Raw genomic sequence first — 22,910 nt, 5'->3', positions numbered from 1 at the left:
GCCCGGAAGTCTATCGGGAGGCCGTTGCTAGGATCGCCGGGTGCAGATCCGAGAGCTCTCGATCCCGGACGCCTACGAGATCACCCCGGTACAGCACCGTGACGACCGGGGGTCTTCCTCGAGTGGTACCGGTTCGATCGACTGGCGGAGGCGGTCGGGCACTCGCTGGACCTCCGGCAGGGCAACACCTCGGTGTCCCGTCGGGGATCGGTGCGCGGCATCCACTTCGCCGACGTCCCGCGCGGTCAGGCCAAGTACGTGACCGCCACCCGCGGCGCGGTCCTCGACTACGCCATCGACATCCGGGTCGGCTCGCCGACGTTCGGGCGGTGGGACAGCGTGCTGCTGGATGACGTCGACCGCCGGGCCATCTACGTGGCCGAGGGTCTCGGGCACTGCTTCGTCGCCCTGACCGACGACGCGACCGTGAGCTACCTCGTGAGCGACACCTACAGTCCGACGGCTGAGCACGGGGTGAACCCCTCGACGAGACGATCGGCCTCGTCTTTCCGCCTGAGGCCGGTGAGCCGCTCCTGTCGCCGAAGGACACCGAGGCACCCGGGCTCGAGCAGGCGGTCGCCGCCGGCCTGCTCCCCGACTTCGCCGCCGTGCGCGCCTACTACGAGGACCTGAGTCGGTGAAGGGCATCATTCTCGCCGGAGGCACCGGCAGCCGACTGTGGCCGATCACGCAGGCCATCTCCAAGCAGTTGATGCCCATCTACGACAAGCCGATGGTCTACTACCCGTTGTCGACCCTCATGATGGCGGGCATCCGCGACATCCTGATCATCACGACCCCCGAGCATCACGAGCAGTTCCGCGGTCTCCTCGGGGATGGGTCCCGGCTGGGCATCGAGGTGCAGTACGCCGTCCAGCCCTCACCCGACGGTCTCGCCCAGGCATTCATCATCGGCGAGGACTTCATCGGTGAGGACTCCGTGGCCCTGGTGCTCGGCGACAACATCTTCCACGGCGCCGGTCTCGGCTCATCGCTGCGCGGCAACCTCGACCTCAGCGGGGGACTGATCTTCGCGTACCAGGTGGCCGATCCGGAGCGGTACGGGGTCGTCGAATTCGACGACCAGTTCACGGCGCTCTCGATCGAGGAGAAGCCGGAGCATCCCAAGAGCCAATACGCCGTGCCCGGCCTGTACTTCTACGACAACGAGGTCGTCGGGATCGCGAAGACGGTCGAGCCCAGCGCGCGCGGCGAGATCGAGATCTCGACCGTCAACGAGCGTTACCTCCAGGCCGGACGCCTGCGGGTGCAGGTGCTCGACAGGGGCACCGCGTGGCTCGACACGGGCACCTTCGAATCGATGATGCAGGCGTCGGAGTACGTGCGTGTGATCGAGGACCGCCAGGGCTTCAAGATCGGCTGCATCGAGGAGATCGCCTGGCGCAACCGCTGGATCGATGACGAGCAGCTCGCCGCCCTGGCGTCGCCGCTCGCCAAGAGCGGCTACGGGCTCTACCTCGAAGGGCTGCTGGGCGGTCGGTGAGCGTGGCCCAGCGGATTCTCATCGTCGGGAGGGGCACGGCTGGCACCTCTCTCGCGCGGAGCATCCGCGAATCCGGCGGCGAGGTCGTCGGATTCCTCGATGACGCCGTCGTCGACGACGAAGTGCTCGGCACGCTCGCCGACGCGTCGCGGGTCATCGCGCAGCACGAGGTCGGGATGGTGTACTTCGCCATCCCATCCGTCGATGCGGGAGTGCTGCGGTCGTTCCTCGACTCCGTCGATTCGGATCACGTCGAGATCGCGATCGTGCCGCGCACGTACCGCACCCTGGCCAAGGAGCAGGTCGATCTCTCCGACTTGACGGATGTCGACGTCCTCGACCTCGTCGGACGTAAGCCGGTCAAGCACGACCTCCTCGAGTCGGCCGCCTTCCTCCGCGGACAGCGTGTGCTCGTCACGGGTGCGGCCGGATCGATCGGCTCGACGCTCGTGCGTCAGATCGCGACCATGGATCCCGATGCGATCGTCTGTGTCGACTGGTGGGAGAACGGGATGTTCTTTCTCGAGCAGGAGTTCGCCGACGATCCGCGGATCTCCTATCATGTCGCGGACGTCAAGAGCTCCGCACGCCTGAAGGCCGTCTTCGCCGAGATGCGGCCGACGGTGGTGTTCCACGCAGCCGCCTACAAGCACGTGCCGATGATGCAGCGTGACCCGGTCGAGGCCATCAACAACAACATCGGGGGCAGCGTCGCCGTCATGCGCACGGCGGTCGAGGCCGGCGTACGGCACGTCGTCTATGTCTCGACCGACAAAGCCGTCAATCCGGTGAATGTCATGGGCGCGACCAAACGCATCGGCGAGATCGCCATGACGGACCTCGCGCGCCATTCGTCCGCCACTTCGTTGACCGCGGTGCGGTTCGGAAATGTCATCGAGAGCAACGGAAGCGTCATGCAGACCTTTCGGAGCCAGCTCGCGCGCCGCGCTCCCCTGACGGTGACGGATCCCGAGGTCACCCGGTTCTTCATGACGCTCGACGAAGCGGCGCAGCTCGTGATCCAGTCCGCGTTCATCGGCGCCAGCGGCGACATCTTCGTGCTCGACATGGGCGAGCCGGTGCGGATCATGGACCTGGCGGCGAGCCTGTCGAGACTCGTCGATCCCCCGCCGACATCGAGATCATCGGGCTGCGGCCGGGCGAGAAGATGTACGAAGAGCTGAGTTACGAGCCCGATCGCATCGCGCCGACCCGGAATCCCAAGATCTTCGCCGTCACCGACGACGTCGTCACCGACCCGACAGCATTCATGCTCGGCGTCGCGGATCTGCTGGAGCGCGCACAGCGGTTCGAGATCAGCAGGGCGGAGATCGTCGACGCCCTCCGGGTCCTGGGCTTCGCGATCCGATGACGGTTCGGGTGCTCGTGACGGGCGCCGACGGCCGCATCGGCGCCCGACTGCCGCAGACGCCGGGCGTCAGCTGGATCCGCGCTTCTCATGCCGAGCTCGACGTGGCCGATCGTGCAGCCTGGCGTGAGGCGCTCACGGCGAAACGGCCGGAGGTGGTCGTGCAACTCGCCGGAATGACGAGCGCAGGCACGGATCCCGGCGCGATGCGCCGCGTGAACGTCGACGCCGTCCGCCTGCTCGCCGAGGAGGCGGCGAGGGCCGGTGCCGGCATCGTGCTCGCGTCGTCGGCCGCCGTCTACGGCGACCGCCACGAGCGTCCGGTCGACGAATCATCGGCCCTCGACGGCGTCGGACCCTACGCCGAGTCGAAGATCGCCGCCGAGGAGCTGCTCTCGACCGCCGTCGTACGCGGTGACCTGCGCGCAGCCGCAGCGCTGCGGATCTTCAACGTGTTCGGCCCCGGGATGCGGGACTCACTGGTCAACAGGCTCCAGTCGGCCGTCGCCGGTCCGCCCGTCCCACTGCGCGGTCCACGCGGTTTCGTCCGCGACTACGTGCACGTCGACGATGTCGGCGAAGCGCTGGCGCGTGCGGCTCGTGGCCTCGAGCCCGGATGGCTGCCGGTCAACGTCGGCCGAGGCATCCCCGTCGACAATCAGGACCTCGCCGGATCGCTGGGGCTGACCGAAGGCGTCGCGTTCGTCTGGGCGGACGGGCCGCCGAGTTTCAGTTGCGCCGTGGTCGACCGCGCGGCCGCGGTGTTCGGGGTCCGTCCCGCGCGCGGACCCACCGCAGTCGGTGGAACACTCTAGGCTCGACGCGTGCGTGCGCGACTGAAGCACATCGCCGCCACGACGGTCCGGCTTGCGCTCAGACACGGGATGTTCACCTCCCGTGGCACCAGGTGGTCGTTGACGGGGCATGAGACCCCGGTGCTCATGTGCCTGTGGAATCGTCCGGAGCGGATCGGCGCCGTGCTCGAGCAGCTCGACCGGCAGGACCATCCCGACGGCGTGCGTCTCTATCTCTGGAACAACCGCCGATCGGACCACGGCCGATATCTCCAGGCCATCGATGCGTTCCGGCCCGCGGGCTCCTCCATGCCGTCGACATCGCGAAGAGCCCGTTCAACCTGGGGTCGATCGCCCGCTTCTACTGGGCGCGCCGGCTGCAGCGCCGGGGGCGTGATGCACCCGTGATCGTCCTCGACGATGACGAGCAGATCCCCGACGATTTCGTCTCCATCGCTCTCGCGGCCTATCGGCCCGACGAGGTGGCCGCGTTCTGGGCGTTCAGGGTACTGGGCGACTATTTCGACCGAGCGCCGGTGGCTCCCGGCGAGGAGGCCGACCACGTCGGGCCGGGTGGCATGGTCTGCTCGCTGCGGCTGTTCTCCGACCTGCGCTTCTTCACGAAGATCCCGGCGCGCTACTGGATGCTCGACGACATCTGGTTCACCCACTTCGCACGTCACTCCGGTCGCCGTCTCGTCAAGCTCCCGGTCGAACTCGAGTTCGTGCTCGAGGAGACCAATCAGCACTGGGGCCAGTCGGGGGAGAAGATCGAGTTCTACCGGGAGCTGCAGCGAGCATCGCCGCTGGACTGAGGAGCGCTCGAGTGGATTGACGCGCCGCGCTCCGCGCCGCAGGTGTCGGGATCGCCGGGTACTGTCGGGCGGGGATGCGATCGGCGGGGATCATGGCGGTAGGAGACGGCAGGACGAAGCGGCGGCGCGCTCGGGGGCGGCGCGCACGCGGGTTCGGATTCGTCACGATGGTCGCGGCACTGGCGACCGGAGCCGTCATCGCGCTGGTCCCGGTGACGCCGCTGACGTCCGCGGCTCCCGCTCAGGCGGCGGTCGCGAGCCAGTTCAACCCGGGCTTCATCGTGACGGATCAGAACTTCTACGACGGCAACGCCATGTCGATCGCGGACGTGCAGAACTTCCTCAACTCGAAGGTCTCCTCGTGTGCGGCGGGGTACGTCTGTCTGAAGAACTACGTCGACACGACACGAACCGTGCCGGCCACACCGATGTGCTCCCAGTACAACGGCGGGGTCCCGGAGAGCGCCGCCACGATCATCGTCAAGGTCGCGCAGGCGTGCGGCGTGAGTCCGAAGACCATCCTGGTCACCCTCCAGAAGGAGGAAGGGCTCGTCACCAGTACCGCCCCCAGCGCGGGGCGTTATCGGATTGCCATGGGGTACGCCTGTCCCGATACGGCGGCGTGCGACTCCCAGTACTACGGCTTCTTCAATCAGGTGTTCGCCGCGGCGTACCAGTTCAAGCGATACACGATGCCGCCTGGCACCGGCGCCGGCACGATCTACGACACGCGCTGGGATCTCTCCTACCCGGTCGGCAAGGTCTCCGCCGTGTACTGGAGCCCCAATCACGCCTGCGGCGCCAGCAATGTCTTCATCCAGAATCAGGCGACCCACGCGCTCTACCTGTACACGCCGTACACACCGAACGCCGCGGCGCTCGCGAATCTCTACGGGACGGGCGACGGATGCTCGTCGTATGGCAACCGGAACTTCTGGGTCTACTGGAGCGACTGGTTCGGCTCCCCCACCAACAACAACTCGCCGTACGGCGAGATCACGGCGACGACGCCGAAGCAGAACGCGATCGGGGTGCACGGCTGGGCGGTCGACCCGGACACCGGGGCCAACTCCGACGTCTCCCTGTCGGTGCGCCTGTACGTCGACGGCGCCGACGCGGGACTCTACGTGGCCGACAAGACCGACGCGGCTCTCGCGCAGCGGTACGCGTACTACGGAACCAAGCACGTCTTCGACGTGACGCTGTCGGGCGTCTCACCGGGCATCCACTCGATCTGCGCCCGTGCCGTCAACATCGGCGCCGGCGCCAACAACACGTTCGCCTGCACAACGTCGGTGTCCCAGTTCTGCGGCACGAATCCCGTGTGCCCGAGCGCCCAGCGCACGGCCGATGACAACCGGTTCTCGCAGGCGGTCGCGATCTCGCGCGCCGCGTTCCCGACCGGCGCGCCGGTCGTCTATATCGCGAGCGGTCTCAACTACCCCGACGCGCTGAGCGCCGCTCCGCTCGCGGCGAGAGCCGGCGGACCGCTGCTCCTGTCGGCGAGTACCTTCCTCCCGCCCGAGACGTCCGCCGAGATCTCCCGGCTGCACCCGTCGTCGATCGTGATCGTGGGCGGACCGAATTCGGTGAACGCGGCCGTCGAGTCGTCCTTGAACGCGATCGCGCCGACCACCCGGATCACGGGAGCCGATCGGTACGAGGTCTCTCGCAACGTGGCGTCGAAGTTCGGCACCTCCATCCCGGACCTCTACATCGCGACAGGTGACAACTTCCCCGATGCGCTCAGCGCCGACAGCGTCGGCAGCTATCTCGGGCGCCCCGTCATCCTCGTGCCAGGCGGCGCGGCGACGCTCGACCCCGCGACGGAGCAGTTCATCCGGACGCACGGGGTGCAGCGCGTGACGATCGTCGGGGGACCGGTGTCGGTGACGCCGGGGATCCAGACCGCGCTCAACGCGATCGTGCCGACCACTCGCGCCACCGGGTCCGATCGATTCGAGGCGTCGGAGGCGGCGAACCACGCGGTGTTCACGAACGCATCCCAGATCTATCTGGCGACGGGGCTGAACTTCCCCGACGCGCTCGGAGGCGCGGTCCTGGCGGCGAAGAAGGGGCGCCGTTGTTCCTGGTCGCGACCAACTGCATCCCGGCATCCATCACGCAGGACATCGTGTCGATGCACGCGACCACCGTCACGCTGCTCGGCGGCGTGAACTCGCTGGCGCCCACGGTGCAGCAGCTGGCGCGCTGCAACAGCTGAGCGCCGGGACGCCGGCGGCTCAGTGCGAGCGGCTCAACCAGCGGCTGCGCGCCTCGAGACCGATTCGAAGCGCCGCTCGCAGCGGCAGCAGATACCACGAGGCGTACTTCCGCGACAGATAGCGGTACGCGCTCTGGTGATGCACCCGCTCCATCGCGCGGGAGTCGTTCGTCGTCGAATGCGCGCCGGTGTGGGTGACGATGGCACTCGGAAGGTAGACGTTCTGCCAGTGCGCCTTCTGCATCCGGGCGCCGAGATCGACGTCCTCGAAGTACATGAAATACTCGGCGTCGAATCCGCCGATGGCGTCGTAGGCGGAGCGGCGCAGAAGCAGGCAGGCACCCGAGAGCCATCCGGTCGCCCGCTCGCGCGTCACGTCCGGCGTCGCGCGATAGACCCGCGTCCACGGGTTGGCGGGCCACATCCGTACGAACAGGGCGTGTCCGAGCCCGACCCGTAACGAGGGCAGCGGACGCGCCGAGGGGTACAGGGCGCCGTCGCCCTCGAGCACCCTGGGTCCGAAGGCACCGCCCTCCGGGTGGGCCGCGGCTCGATCGAGCAGCTCGTCGAGGGCGCCGGGAGTGAACGTCACATCGGGATTCGACGCGAGCACGAACGGGATCTCGGGGTCGAGCTCCTCGATCCCGGCCTCGATGCCGGCGCCGTACCCGACGTTCCTGTCGAGCACCAGGAATCGTGCCCCGTGCTCGGTCGCGATCGCGCGAGCCGGCTCCGGATCCGCCGACGCGTTGTCCACGACGACGACGTCGACCTCGCGGCCGGTCGCCGAGGCCAGTGACGAGAGGAACGCGCGCAGCGTCTCGCCGGTGTTGTAGGTGACGGTGACGACTCCCACGGCGGCCGGGCTCACGGGACCTCGCGGAATTCGGGGGTGGAGTGGACGACACCGACGGACAGGCCGTCGTCGCTGGTGTTGAAGTCGGCCACCTGGCTCGCGTCGTGCAGGTGTCGTCCCGCGAAGTCCATGACCGAGACGTTGATGAAGTACTTTCCGGGGCCGAGTCGCAGGTCATCGAGCACGAGCTGGACCGTGCGGCGGCCGTCGAGCGGTCCGAAGAGCGTCCCCGTGCGCTTGGAGGTGGTCGCATAGACGATCTGCCCCAACTCGCTGCCGATCTGCACGGCACAGATCCAGTCGGCGAGGCCGCTGCGGTCGTCGATGACGGCGCGCACCACGAGGCGGTCGCCGGGCTGTACGGCATCGCCCGCCTGCCGTCCCTGTGCGATCGCGGAGACCTCCACGATGCCTCCGCGCCCCTCGACACCCAGCTCCTCTCGCCGGCGCGATTCGAGGAGGTCGCGGAAGAGCCGCACGGCCACGCTCGGATCCCCGTCGTGCACGACCTCGCCGCGATTGAGCAGAACGACGCGGTCGCACAGCTCCTGGATCTGCGCCATCGAATGACTGACGACGATGATCGTTCGTCCCTCCTCCTGGAAGGACCGGATCTTGTCCATGCACTTGCGTTGGAACGCCTCATCACCGACGCTCAGCACCTCGTCGACGAGGAGCAGATCCGGGTCCGAGTGCACGGCCACCGCGAATGCCAGGCGCACGTACATCCCCGAGGAATAGAACTTGACCTGCGAGTCGATGAACTCGCCGATGGACGCGAACGCGAGGATGTCGTCGAGTCGCGCGTCGGTCTCGGCGCGGCTGAGCCCCAGTATCGAGGCGTTCAGGTACACGTTCTCGCGGCCGGTGAGATCCGGGTGGAATCCGGCGCCCAGTTCGAGCAACGCGGCGATCCGCCCGCGACGCTCCACCGATCCGGTCGTCGGGTCGATGATCCCGCCGAGCACCTTGAGCAGCGTGCTCTTGCCGGAGCCGTTGTGCCCGATCAGGCCGACCGTCGCTCCCGCCCGGATCGTGAGATCGATGTCCCGCAGCGCCCAGAAGTCCTCGCGGTGGCGGCGTCCCAGACGCCCGAGGGTGACCAGCCGCTCCTTGAGGGAGTTGTCCTTGCGCACAACGAAGCGCTTCGATACGTTCTTCGTGCGCACGATGTCGGGGCGCTCGACGGCGGTCACCGGATCAGTCATCGGGGTCGCCTCACAGCTCCTGCGCGAAATTGCCCTGCAGCCGCGAGAACACGCGCTGGAAGACGACCAGCAGCACGAGCCCGACTACGAAGGCGATGACGAGACGCATCAACAGGAGGCCGGGGTAGGGCGTGCTGTCACTCGAGGTCCAGAAGGCCTTCTGGAATGCGAGCACCGACAGCGTGACGGGGTTGTCGGTGTAGATCTCCAGTAGCACTCCGTTGCCCAGCACGTCGCGCACGAACCGCCACGCGTAGACGATCGGCGATGCCCACAGGAGCAGGAGCAGGAGCACCTCGACGAGGTAGCCGATGTCGCGCAGGTAGACGTTGACCGCCGAGAGCAGCAGCCCGAACGCGAGCCCGTAGACGAGGAGCACGAGGATGCCCGGGATCGCGTACAGCAGGTCGACATCGAACGGCACGTGCCAGGTGACCACCGTCGCCAGCAGCAGGATCGCGAGCTGCATGATGAAGTTGAACAGGGCCGAACCGACGCTCGCGATCGGGAACACCTCGCGCGGGAGGTAGACCTTCTTGATCAGGCCCGAGTTGCCGACGATCGAGCTGGTGGCGCTGCCGATGACCTCCGAGAAGAGGCTGTAGGCCGTGAGTCCGGCGAAGATGTACACCGCGAACTCCGGGATGCCCCGCTCCGCCTGCAGGAACTTGCCCACGACGACGTAATAGATGACGAGCTGGGTCAGCGGGCGGATCAGGGTCCAGACGAAGCCGAGGGCGCTGTCCTTGTAGCGCGACTTGAGGTCGCGTCGCACGAGCAGCCCGAGCATCTCGCGGTGCCGCAGGATCTCGCGGAGCGAATGGATCGTGCCGGCCAGCGAGGTGACCGATGCCGTCGAGACGAAGGGTTGCTTGTCGAGCAGTCGGTAGCGATCCTCGGCAGTGGTCATCAGCTCTTCTCGGCCAGGTGGCGGGCCGGGCAAGTATAGCCTCGGGCACTCCGCGAACGTCGGGCGCCCCCTTGGTAGAGTGGGGCGCGTTTTGTCCGCCGTCGAAGGGCCGCCATGCCACAGGCACGACCCGACGTCGTCTCGGTCGTCCTCGTCAACTTCCGCGGTTCCGCCGACACGATCGAGGCGGTCGCGCGGCTCCGCGAGCAGAATTGGCCGGCCGAGCGGCTCGAGATCGTCGTCGTCGAGAACGGATCCGGTGACGACAGTCTCGAACGGCTGCGCGCCGGCGCCCCCGGCGTCGTGCTCGTCGAGTCGGCCGACAACCTCGGGTTCGCCGGCGGATGCAACCTCGGCGTGGCCCGCAGCTCCGGCGGTGTGATCGCCTTCCTCAACAACGACGCGCGTCCGGACCCGGACTGGATCGCGGCCGCGATGCGGGAGTTCGACCGCTCGCCCCGAGTCGGTGCCGTCGCGAGCCGGGTGCTCGACTGGGACGGCAAGCTGGTCGACTACATCGGCTCGGCGATGACCTGGTTCGGCCAGGGGTACAAGCCGTTCACGGCGGAGCCTGCGCCGACCCGGCCGGACGCGGCGCGGGACGTGCTCTTCGGCACGGGATCGGCGATGTTCGTCCGCCGCTCGGCCTACGACGAGCTCGGGGGCTTCGACGAGCGCTTCTTCATGTTCTTCGAGGACGTGGACTTCGGCTGGCGCCTGAACCTGCGGGGATGGCGGTTCGCCTACGTCCCGGAGTCGCTGGCGTTCCACAAGCACCACGCGTCCATGACCTCGTTCGGGGCGCACAAGGAGCAGTACCTGCTCGAGCGCAACGCGCTCTTCACCCTGTACAAGAACGCGTCCGACGAGACGCTCGCCCAGGCGCTCCCCGCGGCCATGGCGCTCGCGGTGCGCCGCGGCATCACGCGGGCCGGCCTCGACTCGGCCGAGTTCGAGCTCACCCGCGGCGGTCCCGACGACGCCGCCGAGACGGTGCCGCGCCAGGGTCTCGTGCCGCTGTACGCCATCGACCGGTTCGTCGAGGAGCTACCCGGCCTGAAGGCCGCGCGCGACGCCGTCCAGGCGAGCCGCGTGGTCTCGGATGCCGCGATCTGGCGGCTGTTCGGCAGCGCCGACGAGCCGGTGCTGCAGGACCCCGACTTCCTGCGCGGATACGAGAACATCGCCGGTGCGTTCGACGTCACCGAACCGCCGACCGCGACGCGCGTTTTGGTGGTGACCGGGGATCCGATCGGTCCGCTTCTGGCCGGCCCTGCCATCCGGGCCTGGAACATCGCCGAGCGCCTGTCGGCCGACAACGACGTGACGCTGCTCACGATGAGCCGTCTGGAGCGGGTCCCGGCGCCGTTCGAGCTCGCGCGCGTGCTGGCCGGCGACGACCGGGCGTTCGCCCGCTACGAGCGCTGGGCCGACGTCATCGTCTTCCAGGGCCAGGCGATGGCCGTCTTCGAGCCGCTGCGCACCACCGACAAGGTCGTCGTCGTCGACATCTACGATCCGATGCACCTCGAGCAGCTCGAACAGGGACGCGAGCTCGGCTCCGTCAACTGGGCCAAGGCGGTCGAGGACGCCACAGACGTGCTCAACCAGCAGCTCGAGCGCGGGGACTTCTTCCTTGTCGCGTCCGAGCGCCAGCGCCACTTCTTCCTGGGCCAGCTCGCCGGGCTGGGCCGGGTGAACCCTCGACCTACGAGGGCGATCCCGATCTGCGCGGCCTCGTCGACGTCGTGCCCTTCGGGCTGTCCCCGGAGCGCCCCGCGCATCGCGAACAGGTGCTGAAGGGCGTGCGGCAGGGCATCGGCGCCGACGATGCGGTCGTGCTCTGGGGCGGCGGGCTCTACAACTGGTTCGACCCCGCCACCCTGATCCGTGCGGTCGCCGACCTCGCGACCCGGCGCCCGAACGTGCGCCTGTTCTTCCAGGGCACCCGGCATCCGAACCCCGATGTGCCCGAGATGGACATCGTCGCGTCGTCGCGGGAGCTCGCGCAGCAGCTGGGCGTGCTCGACCGCAACGTGTTCTTCAACGACGCCTGGGTCGCCTACGCGGATCGGCAGAACTACCTGCTCGAGGCCGACGCGGGGGTGAGCACCCACTTCGCGCACGTCGAGACCACGTTCTCGTTCCGCACCCGGATCCTCGACTACCTGTGGGCCGGATTGCCCATGGTCGTGACCGCCGGCGACCACTTCGCGGAGCTGGTGGAGCGCGAGGAACTCGGGGTCGTCGTCCCCGCGGAGGACGACGCGGTGCTCGCCGACGCGCTCGAGAAAGTCCTGTTCGACGATGCGTTCCGCGCCCTCGCCCGCGCGAACATCGAGCGGGTGCGCTCGGACTACACCTGGGACCGCGTGCTCGAACCCCTCGTGCGGTTCGTCGCTGAGCCCCATCCCGCGCGCGACCGTGGCGGTGTCGTCAGCGCGTCCGCGCAGCGGGCGCGGCGCCGCCGGTCCCGAAGCGGTCTGCGGCACGACGCCGGACTGGTGCTGCACTACCTGCGTCACGGCGGTCCCCGGGTCGTCCTCTCCAAGGTGAGCCGCCGCCTGCGACGGCGACGGTGAAGGAGAGCGTCCGCACGCGGTGGACGCGGTGGGTCGAGCCGCGATCCGACGGGCTGCCCAACTGGCGGGTTCTCGCGTGGTTCCCCGCGCTCGCAGCGCTCGCGACCGCCGTGCTGATCCTGCTGCGCATCAGCGGCACGTCGTCCGGCATCCACTTCCGCACCTTCGGAACGGGGCACGATCCTCGCCTGCTGCTCGGCACGCCGCGGCTGATCCGCTCCGACGAATGGCTCGACAACCAGGGGTGGACGGTCTCCCAGGCGCACTCGGGGTTCCCCGTCGTCAATCCGGTCTTCCCCGGGGGCATGGATGCCACGGTCCTCCAGGAGCTGCCCACCCGCGACTGGTCGACGGTGTTCCGTCCTCACGAGTGGGGTTACCTGCTGTTCGGCCTCGACACGGGCATCGCCTGGTTCTGGTGGGTCCCCGCACTCGCGCTCGTCGTGGGGGCGTACCTCGCCATCATCACGTTCCTGCCCCGCCGACCTCTGAGCGCGGCTCTCATCGCCGGCGCGGTGTTCTTCTGCCCGACGTTCCAGTGGGACTGGGGGCCCAATGTGCTCTGGCCCGCCGCCTGGGCGCTCCTTGCGATGGCCGCGATCCGGTGGACGCTCGCGACCTCGAAACGCCACGGCGGCTGGGTCTGGGCGGCGATCATCGGCTGGTCCGCCGTGACGACGGCCATGGGGCTGTACGTGCCGTTCATCGTGCCGTGCGTCGCGGTGGTCGTCGCGTTCGCGATCGGCGCGATCGCCCAGCACCGGTCCGAGACGCGCGAGAGCTTCCTCGCCATCGGCCGCCGGCTCATCCCTCTGGCGATCGCGGCGGTCGTCGCGGCCGGGGTGCTGGCCGCCTGGGTCGCGACGCGGGCCGCGACCTTCGCGGCCGCCACCGGGACCTTCTACCCCGGACAGCGCTCCGTGCCATCCGGCCAGCTGCCCGCCGCCGACCCCGGCCTCGCGGGCTCCCTCGGCGCGGTGTTCGGGCAGTCGCTCAACGACGATTCCCTGAACACCGTGCTCGGATCGAGCGCCTCGATCGCCGCCACGGTCCCGCTGTTCGCGGCCTTCGTCATCCCGGGTTTGGTTGTGCTGGTCGTGCGCGGGTTCCGACGCGACCGTCGGATCGACTGGCTTGCCGTCGCCGTGATCGCCATGTGCGTGGTGGTCGCGGTCTACCTCCTCGTGCCAGGCCTGGACTTCGTCGGCAAGGTGCTCCTCTTCGACCGGGTGACGCCGACGCGATGGCGCGTGATCCTCGCCGTGCTGCTGCCCCTCCTCTTCGTCCTGGTGGTACGCCACGTCGATCGGGAGCGGTCCCGGTGGTTCAGCCTGTCGGGGCTCGCGGGTGCCCTCCTCGTGGTCGGCTCGACCGCGTGGGTCGGGCGCGAGATCCTCCGTCACAGCCCGCAGCTGCTGGCGGCCGGTCCGCTCTGGCCCGTCGTCCTGGTGGCCTTCGCCGGCGCGTGCTACCTCGTCTTCGTGCGTCGCGGCGTTCCGGTCGCCGCTGCTCTGCTGCTCGTGACCTGCGTCGGGATCGGCGGTGGCGTGAACCCCGCGTACGTCGGCGTGTACGACCTGAACGACACTCGCACGGGCCAGGCCATCGATCGCATCGACGCGCGAGATCCCGGCACCTGGGTCGGTGTGGGCGGCGCTGAGATGATGGCGCTCGTGATGGAGACCGGCGTCCGGGGGTACAGCGGCCTGCAGACGTATCCGCCGGCGAAGATGTGGTCTCAGATCGACCCCGACCGTTCGGAGTACTCGGTCTGGAATGCACTTGCCCACGTCTTCTGGCAGTGGGGACCGGGCGCGCCGAAGGTGCAGCAGTACCGCCAAGACACGATCGTGAACACCCTGGATCCCTGCTCGGCCTTTGCGCAGCGGCACGTCGACTACGTCGTGAGCGACACCGCCGCCCCGGATGCCACCTGCCTCACCCGGATCGGCCGCATGTCGGAGGGGGCCTCCCGGGTCTGGATCTACGAGGTGACGAGGAGGTGAGGCGAGTGATCGAGGGCTACCGCCGATGGGTGGAGCCGCGCGCCTGGGGCCTGCCGAATTGGCGGGTCGTCACGTGGTTCCCCTCCTCGCGGTGCTCGGCTCGGTGCTGTTCATCGTGCTCGAGATCAGCGGGACCTCGTCGGGCGCCTACTGGATGTCGTTCGGCACCGGCACGGACCCCAACGCGCTCCTCGGCGGTCCGCGGCTGATCCGCTCCGACGAATGGCTGGTGCAGCAGAGCTGGATCATCTCGCAATCCCGCCAGGGCTTTCCCTCGGTCAACGAGACGTTCCCCGGCGGCATGGACGCGACGGTGCTCATGGAGCTGCCGAACACGGACTGGTCGACCCTGTTCCGTCCGCACATGTGGGGCTACCTCCTGCTCGGGCTGCAGCACGGCTCGGCATGGCAGTGGTGGATCCCGGCCCTCGGACTCGTGAGCGGCGCCTACCTGCTCCTCGTCGTGCTGATGCCGCGTCGCCCGCTCACCGCGGCCCTGGTGGCGACCGCGGTGTGGCTCTCGCCGATCTTCCAGTGGTGGTACGGACCCAACTCGCTCTGGCCGACCGCGTGGGCCCTTCTCGCACTCGCCGGAACGATCTGGATGCTGCGGGACGACCGCCTCTGGCCCCGGATCGTCTGGGCGGTGGTGATCGGGTGGCTCGCGGTGACGGCCGCGATCGGGCTGTACGTGCCGTTCCAGGCCCCGCCGGTGCTGATCTTCGTGTTCTGCTTCGTCGGGCTGGTCCTCAACGAGAGGCCCTGGCGGAAGGGCCGGCTGCGGCGCGCCGTGACGCGACTCGCGCCCCTGCTGATCGCCGGGGCCGCGGCGATCGGCGTCGTCGTGACCTGGGCGCTGACGCGCTCGTCGGTGCTCACGGCCGTGCAGTCGACCGTCTACCCCGGCGCCCGTTCCGACCCCACCGGCCAGCTCCTGAACCAGGACCCGACCCTGCTCGGGATCGCGGGCGCGCCGTGGGGGCAGACCTTCTCGACGGTCGGAGCGCCGACCGCGCTGGGCCCGAATCCATCGGAGTCGGCGACCGCCATCCTGCTCGCGGTGTTCGTCGTGCCCGGACTGATCTACCTCGTGGTGCGCGCCGTGCGCCGCGGGAGCCGGGTCGACTTCCTCGACATCGCGGCGATCGCGGTCCTGCTCGTGGTGCTCGCGTTCCTGCTCGTGCCCGGCTGGGATCCCGTGGCTCGTCTGCTCCTGCTCGACAAGGTGCCGGTCGCGAGACTCCGAGTGGCGTTCGCGGCGCTGCTACCTCTGTACTTCGCGCTCGTGGTTCGGCGGGTGGACGAGATGCCATCGCGCCGGCTAGCGATCGTCGGGGGATCTCGGGGCTCGCCGTCGCGATCCTCACGGTGGTGCTGTGGCGGGAGCTGGCGGCCGTGAGCCCCGCCGTCCTCCAGGCCGCGCGACTCTGGCCCGTCGCCGCTGTCGCGATCGTCGCGACGGTGTGCCTGACCTTCGTCCCGCGTGCCGCCCCGGTCGCCGCCGGGACGCTCCTCGTCGCGTCGCTCGTGATCGGGGCGGCCGTCAATCCGTTCTACCGGGGCGTCTACGACCTCAACACGACCCACGTGGGCAAGGCGATGGATGCGGTCGAGAAGGCGAAGCCCGGAACCTGGGTCGGAGTCGGATCGTATCTCACCATGGCCCTCGTCATGCAGACCGGGGTGCGGGGTTTCGACGGCGTGCAGACGTATCCGCCCGAGAAGATGTGGCACGAGATCGACCCCGGCGATACCGACGAGCAGGTCTGGAACCGGCTCGCCCATGTGCGGTGGACCTGGGGCTCGGGGAGCCCGACTTCGCGGACCCCCAGCGCGATCAGATCCTCGGTAACTTCGACGCGTGCTCGGCGTTCGCCCAGAAGTACGTCGACTACGTCGTCAGTGACGAGGCTCCGCCCGCCCGGTCGTGCCTGAAGGTGCTCGACGACGTCGACCAGGGCGCGACCGAGATGCAGATCTACCGCGTCGTCCCCGGCGTGCGAAAGGGAGCACCATGAGTTCGAGCCCGAATGTCCTGGTGACCGGCGGCGCCGGCTTCATCGGCTGCGCCCTCGCCGAACGCTGGGCGGACCGGGCCGATCGCTGGGTCGCCTTCGACAACCTTCACCCGCAGGTGCACGCGGGCCGGCGACGGCCCGAGGCTCTCGCGCAGCGAGCGGAGCTGGTGATCGGGGATGTGACCGACCCGGGGAGTGGGACCGGCTGCTCGAGGGCTTCCGTCCCGATGTCGTGATCCACCTCGCCGCCGAGACCGGCACGGCGCAGTCGCTCTCGGAGGCGACCCGTCACGGCATGGTCAACGTCGTCGGAACGACGGCGATGCTCGACGCCTTCGGGCGAGCCGGGTGGACCCCGGGGCACGTCGTGCTCGCCAGCAGTCGCGCCGTGTACGGCGAGGGCCAGTGGCGACGCTCCGACGGCTCGCTGTTCTCGCCCGGCCAGCGCTCGCACGCCCAGCTCGCGGCGGGCGAGTGGGATTTCGCCGACGCGACCCCCTGCCCAGCCGCGCCGATCGCACGCCCCCGCGCCGACCAGCGTGTACGGGGCCACCAAGCTCGCGCAGGAGCACCTGCTGATGGCGTGGGCCGGCGCGCACGACGTGATCACGACCGTCTTCCGGCTGCAGAACGTCTACGGTCCGGGCCAGTCGCTCACGAACAGTTACACCGGGATCGTCTCGCTGTTCTCGCAGCTCGCGCGCCGCGGGGAGTCCATCCCGCTCTACGAGGACGGCGCGATCACCCGCGACTTCGTGCTCATCGACGACGTCGCCGACGCGATCGCGTCGGTGCTCGATCGTGCCGATGCGCCCGCGGGGCCGCTCGACATCGGCACCGGAGTGGCGACGACGATCAGCGACCTGGCTCGTTCGATCGCCGAGTTCCACGGGGCACCGGCTCCGCACCTGACCGGAAAGTTCCGGGACGGCGATGTGCGCCACGCGGCCTGCGAGATCGCGCCGACCGAGGAGGCGCTCGGCTGGGCGCCGCGGTTCGATCTCACCGCGGGTGTCGCCGCCCTGCAGGAGTGGATCGACCGGGTCGATCCGCGCTGAATCTAGACTCGACGTGCCCGCGAACGGAAGAGACATGAGCGAAACCCCCGCAAGAAGGCCGTGATCACTGGCATCACCGGCCAGGACGGCAGCTACCTCGCCGAGCTTCTGCTCGACAAGGGCTACGAGGTGCACGGCTTCATCCGCCGCGCCTCGACGTTCAACACCGAGCGGATCGACCACATCTACCAGGATCCGCACGTGCAGGACCACCGCCTCTTCCTGCACTTCGCCGACCTCACCGACGGGTCGCGCCTGACGACGCTTCTGCATGAGATCAACCCCGACGAGGTCTACAACCTCGCAGCCCAGTCGCACGTGCGGGTGAGCTTCGACGAGCCGGAGTACACGGGGCAGTCGACCGGCCTCGGCACCGTCCGTCTCCTCGAGGCGATTCGCGCGGCGGGGGTCTCGCCGCGGTTCTACCAGGCGTCGAGCTCAGAGATGTTCGGGGCGACACCGCCGCCGCAGAACGAGCTCACGCCCTTCTACCCGCGCTCGCCCTACGGGGTGGCGAAGGTCTACTCGTACTGGATCACCCGCAACTACCGCGAGGCGTACGGGCTGTTCGCGGTCAACGGCATCCTCTTCAATCACGAGTCGCCGCGCCGTGGCGGTACGTTCGTCACCCGCAAGATCACCCGGGCGGTCGCGCGCGTCGCCGCCGGCGTGCAGTCCGAGCTCTACCTCGGCAATCTCGACGCCGTGCGCGACTGGGGCTACGCCCCCGAGTACGTCGAGGCCATGTGGCGCATGCTGCAGCACGACGAGCCCACCGACTACGTGGTCGCCACGGGAGCGGCCTACACCGTGCGCGACTTCCTCCGGTTCTCGTTCGAGCACGCCGGGCTGGACTGGGAGAAGTACGTGCGCTTCGACGAGCGCTACCTGCGGCCGACGGAGGTCGACTCGCTCATCGGCGACCCGACGAAAGCGGCCGAGCTGCTGGACTGGGTGCCCAAGATCCACACGCCGCGCCTGGCGCAGATCATGGTCGACGCCGACCGTGCCGCCCTGGAGATCGAGGGCGCGCACCACGTCGACGTCGTCGCGACCCGGTGAGAGTCGTCCTCACCGGGGCCGGTGGGATGCTCGGCTCCAGCATCGTGCGGTCGTGGGCGAGGCAGCGTCCCGGTGACGAACTCGTGCCCTTCACGCGCGAGCGCGTCGACCTGTGCGACGCGGCGGCCACGGCGGCGGCGCTCGCCGAGGAGCGGCCGGATGCCGTCATCCACGCCGCCGCTCGCGTCGCCGGCATCGCCGACAAGCTCGCCGGACCCGATCGCTTCCTCGCGGAGAACCTCCGCATCGACGACGCGGTGATCTCGGGCGCGGTCGCCGCCGACGTGCCCGAACTCCTCTACGTCTCGAGCGGAGCCATCTATCCGGCGGACGCCGAGCAGCCGATCCGGGAGGACGCGGCTCTCACCGGCTCCCTGGAGCCGGCCAACGAGAGCTACGCCTTGGCGAAGATCGTCGGGGGCCGCCGCTGCGCCTACCTCAGCGCCCAGCACGGATACGCCTACCGGGTCGCCATCCCCAGCAACCTGTACGGGCCCGGCGACGACTTCTCCGCGGGACGCGCGCACCTCGTGCCCGCGGCGATCGCGAAGGCGCACGCCGCGGTCGTCGACGGCTCGTCGTCGATCGAGGTGTGGGGCGACGGCACGGCGCGTCGCGAGTTCACCTACGCGGGCGACCTCGCAGACTGGCTGGTGACCCAGATCGGAGGCCTCGCCGGATGGCCGGCGGCGCTGAACCTGGGCGCCGGAGCCGACCACACGGTGCGCGAGTACTATGAGCTGGCTGCGGAGGTGACCGGGTTCACGGGAGACCTCGTCTTCGATTCGACCAAGCCCTCCGGAGTCGCCCGCCGCCTCCTCGACTCATCGGCTGCGGCCGCCCTCGGCTGGACGGCGCCCACACCGCTCCCGGCCGGCTACGCCGAGTCCTACGCCCAGTACCTCGCCTCGGAACGGAAGGCCTCGCGATGACCGACCCCGCTCGGGAGACCCACCCCGCCCTCCCGCTCGCGACGTCCTCGTGGGACGACGCCGAGTACGACGCGATCCGGCAGACCGTCGACAGCGGCCGCTTCACGATGGGCCCGAAGGTGCGGCAGTTCGAACGCCACTTCGCCGATCTGTTCGGCGCTCGGCATGCCGTCATGGTCAACTCGGGTTCCAGCGCGAACCTCCTCGCGGTCGCGGCGGCGGTGCTCGACCCCCGTATCGACCTGAACGCCGGCGACGAGGTGCTCGTGCCCGCGGTGTCCTGGGCGACCACCTACTCGCCCCTCGCGCAGTACGGGCTGCGGATGCGCTTCGTCGACGTCGACCTCGACACCCTCAACATCGACCTCGACCTGGTCGAGACGGCGGTGACGCAGGCGACCAAGGCGATCTTCGCGGTCAACCTGCTCGGCAACCCGATCGCATTCGGCCGGCTGCGCGAGATCGCGGACCGGCATTCGCTCGTGATCCTCGAGGACAACTGCGAATCGCTGGGCGCGCGGGCCGACGGCGTCTGGGCGGGCACGGCGGGGCTGATGGGCACATTCAGCGCGTTCTTCTCCCACCACATCTCCACCATGGAGGGTGGGGTCGTCCTCACCGACGACGAGCAACTGCACCAGGAGCTCGTGTCGCTGCGCGCCCACGGATGGACGCGGGAGCTGCCCGAAGACAACCACGTGTTCCCGAAGACGGGCGAGGAGTTCGACGACCTGTTCCGTTTCGTGCTCCCCGGATACAACGTGCGCCCGCTCGAGATGAGCGGTGCCATCGGAATCGAGCAGGCCAAGAAGATCCCGGGCCTCGTGGCCGGTCGCCGCGAGAACGCGGCCCATTTCGTCGACCGGTTCGCGGATGCGCCGTTCGTGCGCATCCAGCGCGAGACCGGAGAGAGCAGCTGGTTCGGCTTCTCGTTCATCCTCGAGGGCCCTCTCGCCGGCCGCCGTCCCGAGGTCGTCGAGGCACTCGTCGCCGCGGGGGTCGAGTGCCGCCCGATCGTCGCCGGCAACTTCACCCGCAATCCCGTCATGCGCCACTACGACGCCGTCGTGCCAGAGGCACTGCCCGCGGCCGACCGCGTGCACGTCGACGGACTGTTCATCGGCAACCACCACTTCCCGGTCCACGAGGGGATCGACCGGGTGCACGAGGTGCTCGCCGGCCTGGCGCGGTGACGTTCCACATCCTCCTGCCGTTCTACGGCCGGCCGGATCACCTCCGGCTGGCGGTCGAGAGCGTGCTCGCGCAGACCGACCCGGATTGGCGTCTCACCGTCGTCGACGATCGGTATCCCGACGAGGCACCCGGAGAGTGGGTGCGCTCCCTCGGCGATCCGCGGATCGAATACGTGCGCAACGAGCAGAACCTGGGCGTCAGTCGTAATTACATCGAGTGCGTCTCCCGCATGGAGGGCGAGTTCTCCATGCTCTTCGGTTGCGACGACATCATGCTGCCCGGCTTCGTGGCACGTGTCACGGAGCTCCTGCGCGAGCATCCGGATGCGGCGATCGTGCAACCGGGCGTCGAGGTCATCGACAGCGACGGCTCCGTCTACCTGCCGCTGCCGGACAGGTTGAAGTGGATGCTGCGGTTCCGGGGCACGGGAGCGCGTGTCTACGCGGGGGAGGAGCTCGCGGCGAGCCTGCTGCGCGGCAACTGGACGTACTTCCCGTCGCTCGTCTGGCGGGTGTCGGAGCTGCGCCGATATGGATTCGAGCCCGACCTCGACGTGGTGCAGGACCTCATCATGCTGCTGGACATCGTCGCGGACGGGGGTTCGCTCGTGCTCGACGACCGCGTGGTGTTCCAGTATCGGCGGCATCGCGCGAGCGTGTCGTCGGCGAAGGCGGTGGATGGCAGCCGCTTCGTGCAGGAGCGCCGGCTATTCGACTCCGAGGCCTCACGATTCGCCGCGCTCGGGTGGAACCGGGCGGCCGCGGCGGCCCGGCGTCACTGGTCGTCGCGACTGCACGCGCTCACCCGTCTGCCGGCGGCGATCCGGGGCGGATCGGCGAGCGGCGTGCGCATCCTGCTGCGTCACGGGCTGGGCGGACGCGACCCGGGAGCGGCCTGAGCCGCGGAATGTACCCCGGTCGGGTGCGGAGCGAACTTCCCGTAATTGCTCTAGGACGACGTGGTTGCCGGCCCACATGAACGGCGCCGTGCCCCTCGTGAGCGGATCGGCGTCGACCCGGCCGGGCGGTGTTCGGCCGGTCGCTGCACGAGTCGCAGCGACTCTCGGGCTCGGACCGGTTCGAGACCGGCGATAAACCACGAGGCCCACACGGCCGACACCGTCTCCCTGGCGACGGGCTAAACCTCTCCGACGAGGCCGATACCCGGAGAGGACACCACACAGCACGCCTAAATCTTCGTCAACGGCGGGGCCTTCGCCAGGGCTGCCGCCCACCGCGATTGCTCCGCGCTGCCGCCGGCGAACACAACGCCGACTGCAATGACTCGCCACCTGGCCTCAGGCGCAGGCCTGGGTCCAGCTCTACCACCCGCACTGCGGCGACAGCGTCGACTCTGACGCGGACAATGATCACATCGAGTGCGAGAGTCCTCCTGGTCGCAAATCCTTGAGGGTGTTGCGCGCGATGCTCGGGTTCCCAATCGCCGCGAAGCGTCAAACCCTACGCCAACCGGGCAGGTTGCTACCCGATCGAGACCTTGGGGTAAAACGGTGTCTCGCTCCCGTAGAAGACCCGACCGGTAACGACCAGCGTTGGCGGCGTGCCCGCCCACTCCGCACAGCCCACACTCTGAGCGAGCTGGCGGATCGTGTTGCCGGGCACCGCGGCGAGTCGCAACGGGACCTGGGAACCGGTGGGAGCGCCCCCGCCCGCGTTGCCGTTGTCGTCGTAGCCTCCGAACCAGAGCAGGTTGTGTCGCTGGTAGGCGGTCAGGGGCCGGATCGGGCCAATGCCGCTGTCGAGAAATGCCCATCCGCTGGGAATCACCCCGTCAGTCGATGCGGAGGTGGTCAAGTAAAGGACGCTCATGTCGTCATCGTCTCCTGTCAGTTGCGGTTCGCTGGACGAGTAAGCAGGCCGGCGATAGACCGGCGAATCGAAGTTGTTGCCTTCATTCACGCGAGTCCCCATTGGCGGGGCCCCTGTCGAGACCCGGTTGCCGTCGAGGATTCGGATTCCGCCGCTGACCTGAGACACGAAACCGATGTGGTACGTGCCGAAGACCGCCAGGTCTCCGACCTGCGGCGATGCGCTGGCTGGAAGGAAATTGAAGTCCGTTGCGTACGTGCGTTCGCCATATCCGAGCCCTCGAAGGCACCAGGACACGTACCACGCGCACCAATCCGCGTCTGGGTAGTTGGACCAGGGAGGCGTCGTAAGGGGTCGCATCTGAGACAGGGTCATATTCAAGTACGAGCGGCCTGCCGCAATGACACCAGCCGCGCTTACCGATGCCGCAAATGCGGGGGACGCCAGCGTTCCTAAGCCAAGGACCGTCCCTGTGATGGCCGCGGTTCCGCCGACGAGCAGCGTGCGACGTGAGAGTGGGAGTCCAGGCTCAACCATAAGGCTTCATTT

General features: G+C 68.9%; 18 protein-coding genes and 5 pseudogenes. 18 read left to right on the top strand and 5 right to left on the bottom strand.

Annotated features, from left to right (window positions below; genetic code table 11):
- Positions 1–40 precede the first annotated feature (40 nt).
- The 7 genes and pseudogenes from QQK35_RS05285 to QQK35_RS05255 all read left to right on the top strand — a co-directional run bounded on the left by QQK35_RS05285 (position 41) and on the right by QQK35_RS05255 (position 6,659).
- Positions 41–641 (top strand): annotated as a pseudogene (locus tag QQK35_RS05285) (dTDP-4-dehydrorhamnose 3,5-epimerase family protein).
- Entirely contained in the window at positions 638–1,504 is an 867-nt protein-coding gene (gene rfbA / locus QQK35_RS05280; protein WP_284253255.1) for a glucose-1-phosphate thymidylyltransferase RfbA, read from the top strand. Before QQK35_RS05285 ends, rfbA begins: the two are co-directional and overlap by 4 nt.
- Positions 1,501–2,876 (top strand): annotated as a pseudogene (locus QQK35_RS05275) (polysaccharide biosynthesis protein). The gene rfbA and the pseudogene QQK35_RS05275 overlap by 4 nt, the downstream one beginning before the upstream one ends.
- Positions 2,873–3,688, top strand: a complete 816-nt coding sequence (locus QQK35_RS05270; protein WP_284253254.1) for an NAD-dependent epimerase/dehydratase family protein — start codon at positions 2,873–2,875, stop codon at positions 3,686–3,688. Before QQK35_RS05275 ends, QQK35_RS05270 begins: the two are co-directional and overlap by 4 nt.
- Before the next feature lie 9 nt (positions 3,689–3,697).
- On the top strand, positions 3,698–4,075 hold the full coding sequence (locus QQK35_RS05265; protein WP_284253253.1) for a hypothetical protein: 378 nt from the start codon (positions 3,698–3,700) through the stop codon (positions 4,073–4,075).
- Positions 4,072–4,482, top strand: coding sequence for a hypothetical protein (locus QQK35_RS05260; RefSeq protein WP_284253252.1), 411 nt, complete (start codon positions 4,072–4,074; stop codon positions 4,480–4,482). Before QQK35_RS05265 ends, QQK35_RS05260 begins: the two co-directional genes overlap by 4 nt.
- 167 nt (positions 4,483–4,649) lie before the next feature.
- Positions 4,650–6,659 carry a cell wall-binding repeat-containing protein gene (locus QQK35_RS05255; RefSeq protein WP_284253251.1) on the top strand — a complete coding sequence of 670 codons (2,010 nt, stop codon included), beginning with the start codon at positions 4,650–4,652 and terminating at the stop codon, positions 6,657–6,659.
- Between the two features lie 66 nt (positions 6,660–6,725).
- Here QQK35_RS05255 and QQK35_RS05250 read toward each other — a convergent pair whose 3' ends face one another.
- The 3 genes from QQK35_RS05250 to QQK35_RS05240 are packed head-to-tail and all read right to left on the bottom strand — an operon-like array spanning position 6,726 to position 9,680.
- Positions 6,726–7,577, bottom strand: coding sequence for a glycosyltransferase family 2 protein (locus QQK35_RS05250; protein ID WP_284253250.1), 852 nt, complete (start codon positions 7,575–7,577; stop codon positions 6,726–6,728).
- Positions 7,574–8,770: an ABC transporter ATP-binding protein gene (locus tag QQK35_RS05245; protein WP_284253248.1), complete on the bottom strand. Its 1,197-nt coding sequence runs from the start codon at positions 8,768–8,770 to the stop codon at positions 7,574–7,576. The genes QQK35_RS05250 and QQK35_RS05245 overlap by 4 nt, the downstream gene beginning before the upstream one ends.
- A gap of 10 nt (positions 8,771–8,780) precedes the next feature.
- On the bottom strand, positions 8,781–9,680 hold the full coding sequence (locus tag QQK35_RS05240) for an ABC transporter permease (RefSeq protein WP_284253247.1): 900 nt from the start codon (positions 9,678–9,680) through the stop codon (positions 8,781–8,783).
- 114 nt (positions 9,681–9,794) lie between these two features.
- On the opposite strand from QQK35_RS05240, the gene QQK35_RS05235 reads away from it, so the two are divergent.
- The 11 genes and pseudogenes from QQK35_RS05235 to QQK35_RS05185 all read left to right on the top strand — a co-directional run bounded on the left by QQK35_RS05235 (position 9,795) and on the right by QQK35_RS05185 (position 21,430).
- Positions 9,795–11,480: a glycosyltransferase family 2 protein gene (locus tag QQK35_RS05235; protein WP_284253246.1), complete on the top strand. Its 1,686-nt coding sequence runs from the start codon at positions 9,795–9,797 to the stop codon at positions 11,478–11,480.
- Complete coding sequence (locus tag QQK35_RS05230) at positions 11,429–12,262, top strand: glycosyltransferase family 4 protein (RefSeq protein WP_284253245.1); 834 nt, start codon at positions 11,429–11,431, stop codon at positions 12,260–12,262. The genes QQK35_RS05235 and QQK35_RS05230 overlap by 52 nt, the downstream gene beginning before the upstream one ends.
- On the top strand, positions 12,259–14,268 hold the full coding sequence (locus tag QQK35_RS05225) for a DUF7657 domain-containing protein (RefSeq protein WP_284253244.1): 2,010 nt from the start codon (positions 12,259–12,261) through the stop codon (positions 14,266–14,268). The genes QQK35_RS05230 and QQK35_RS05225 overlap by 4 nt, the downstream gene beginning before the upstream one ends.
- A 73-nt stretch (positions 14,269–14,341) precedes the next feature.
- Positions 14,342–15,667, top strand: a complete 1,326-nt coding sequence (locus tag QQK35_RS05220; RefSeq protein WP_284253243.1) for a DUF7657 domain-containing protein — start codon at positions 14,342–14,344, stop codon at positions 15,665–15,667.
- Positions 15,668–15,867: 200 nt separating this feature from the next.
- A pseudogene (locus tag QQK35_RS20270) lies at positions 15,868–16,286 on the top strand (DUF7654 domain-containing protein).
- Positions 16,283–16,635: pseudogene (locus QQK35_RS05210) on the top strand (NAD-dependent epimerase/dehydratase family protein); the annotation flags it as partial. The pseudogenes QQK35_RS20270 and QQK35_RS05210, both read left to right, overlap by 4 nt.
- 130 nt (positions 16,636–16,765) lie before the next feature.
- Positions 16,766–17,344 (top strand): NAD-dependent epimerase/dehydratase family protein, encoded by a 579-nt coding sequence (locus QQK35_RS05205; protein ID WP_284255607.1) that lies wholly within the window; start codon positions 16,766–16,768, stop codon positions 17,342–17,344.
- 60 nt (positions 17,345–17,404) lie between these two features.
- Positions 17,405–18,406 (top strand): GDP-mannose 4,6-dehydratase, encoded by a 1,002-nt coding sequence (gene gmd, locus QQK35_RS05200; protein WP_284253240.1) that lies wholly within the window; start codon positions 17,405–17,407, stop codon positions 18,404–18,406.
- Positions 18,403–19,338: an NAD-dependent epimerase/dehydratase family protein gene (locus tag QQK35_RS05195; RefSeq protein WP_284253239.1), complete on the top strand. Its 936-nt coding sequence runs from the start codon at positions 18,403–18,405 to the stop codon at positions 19,336–19,338. The genes gmd and QQK35_RS05195 overlap by 4 nt, the downstream gene beginning before the upstream one ends.
- Positions 19,335–20,531: a DegT/DnrJ/EryC1/StrS family aminotransferase gene (locus tag QQK35_RS05190; protein WP_284253238.1), complete on the top strand. Its 1,197-nt coding sequence runs from the start codon at positions 19,335–19,337 to the stop codon at positions 20,529–20,531. The genes QQK35_RS05195 and QQK35_RS05190 overlap by 4 nt, the downstream gene beginning before the upstream one ends.
- Positions 20,528–21,430 carry a glycosyltransferase family 2 protein gene (locus QQK35_RS05185; protein ID WP_284253237.1) on the top strand — a complete coding sequence of 301 codons (903 nt, stop codon included), beginning with the start codon at positions 20,528–20,530 and terminating at the stop codon, positions 21,428–21,430. The genes QQK35_RS05190 and QQK35_RS05185 overlap by 4 nt, the downstream gene beginning before the upstream one ends.
- Positions 21,431–22,013: 583 nt before the next feature.
- Here QQK35_RS05185 and QQK35_RS05180 read toward each other — a convergent pair.
- Together QQK35_RS05180 and QQK35_RS20265 are read right to left on the bottom strand one after the other, a co-directional pair.
- Positions 22,014–22,451 (bottom strand): hypothetical protein, encoded by a 438-nt coding sequence (locus QQK35_RS05180; protein ID WP_284253236.1) that lies wholly within the window; start codon positions 22,449–22,451, stop codon positions 22,014–22,016.
- Positions 22,452–22,499: 48 nt separating this feature from the next.
- A pseudogene (locus tag QQK35_RS20265) lies at positions 22,500–22,721 on the bottom strand (CHAP domain-containing protein); the annotation flags it as partial.
- Between the last annotated feature and the right edge of the window lie 189 nt (positions 22,722–22,910).

Source organism: Pseudolysinimonas kribbensis, from assembly GCF_030161895.1.
GTDB lineage: Bacteria > Actinomycetota > Actinomycetes > Actinomycetales > Microbacteriaceae > Pseudolysinimonas > Pseudolysinimonas kribbensis.
Note: the sequence above shows the minus strand (reverse complement) of the source record. Positions and strands in the feature narration are given on the sequence as shown.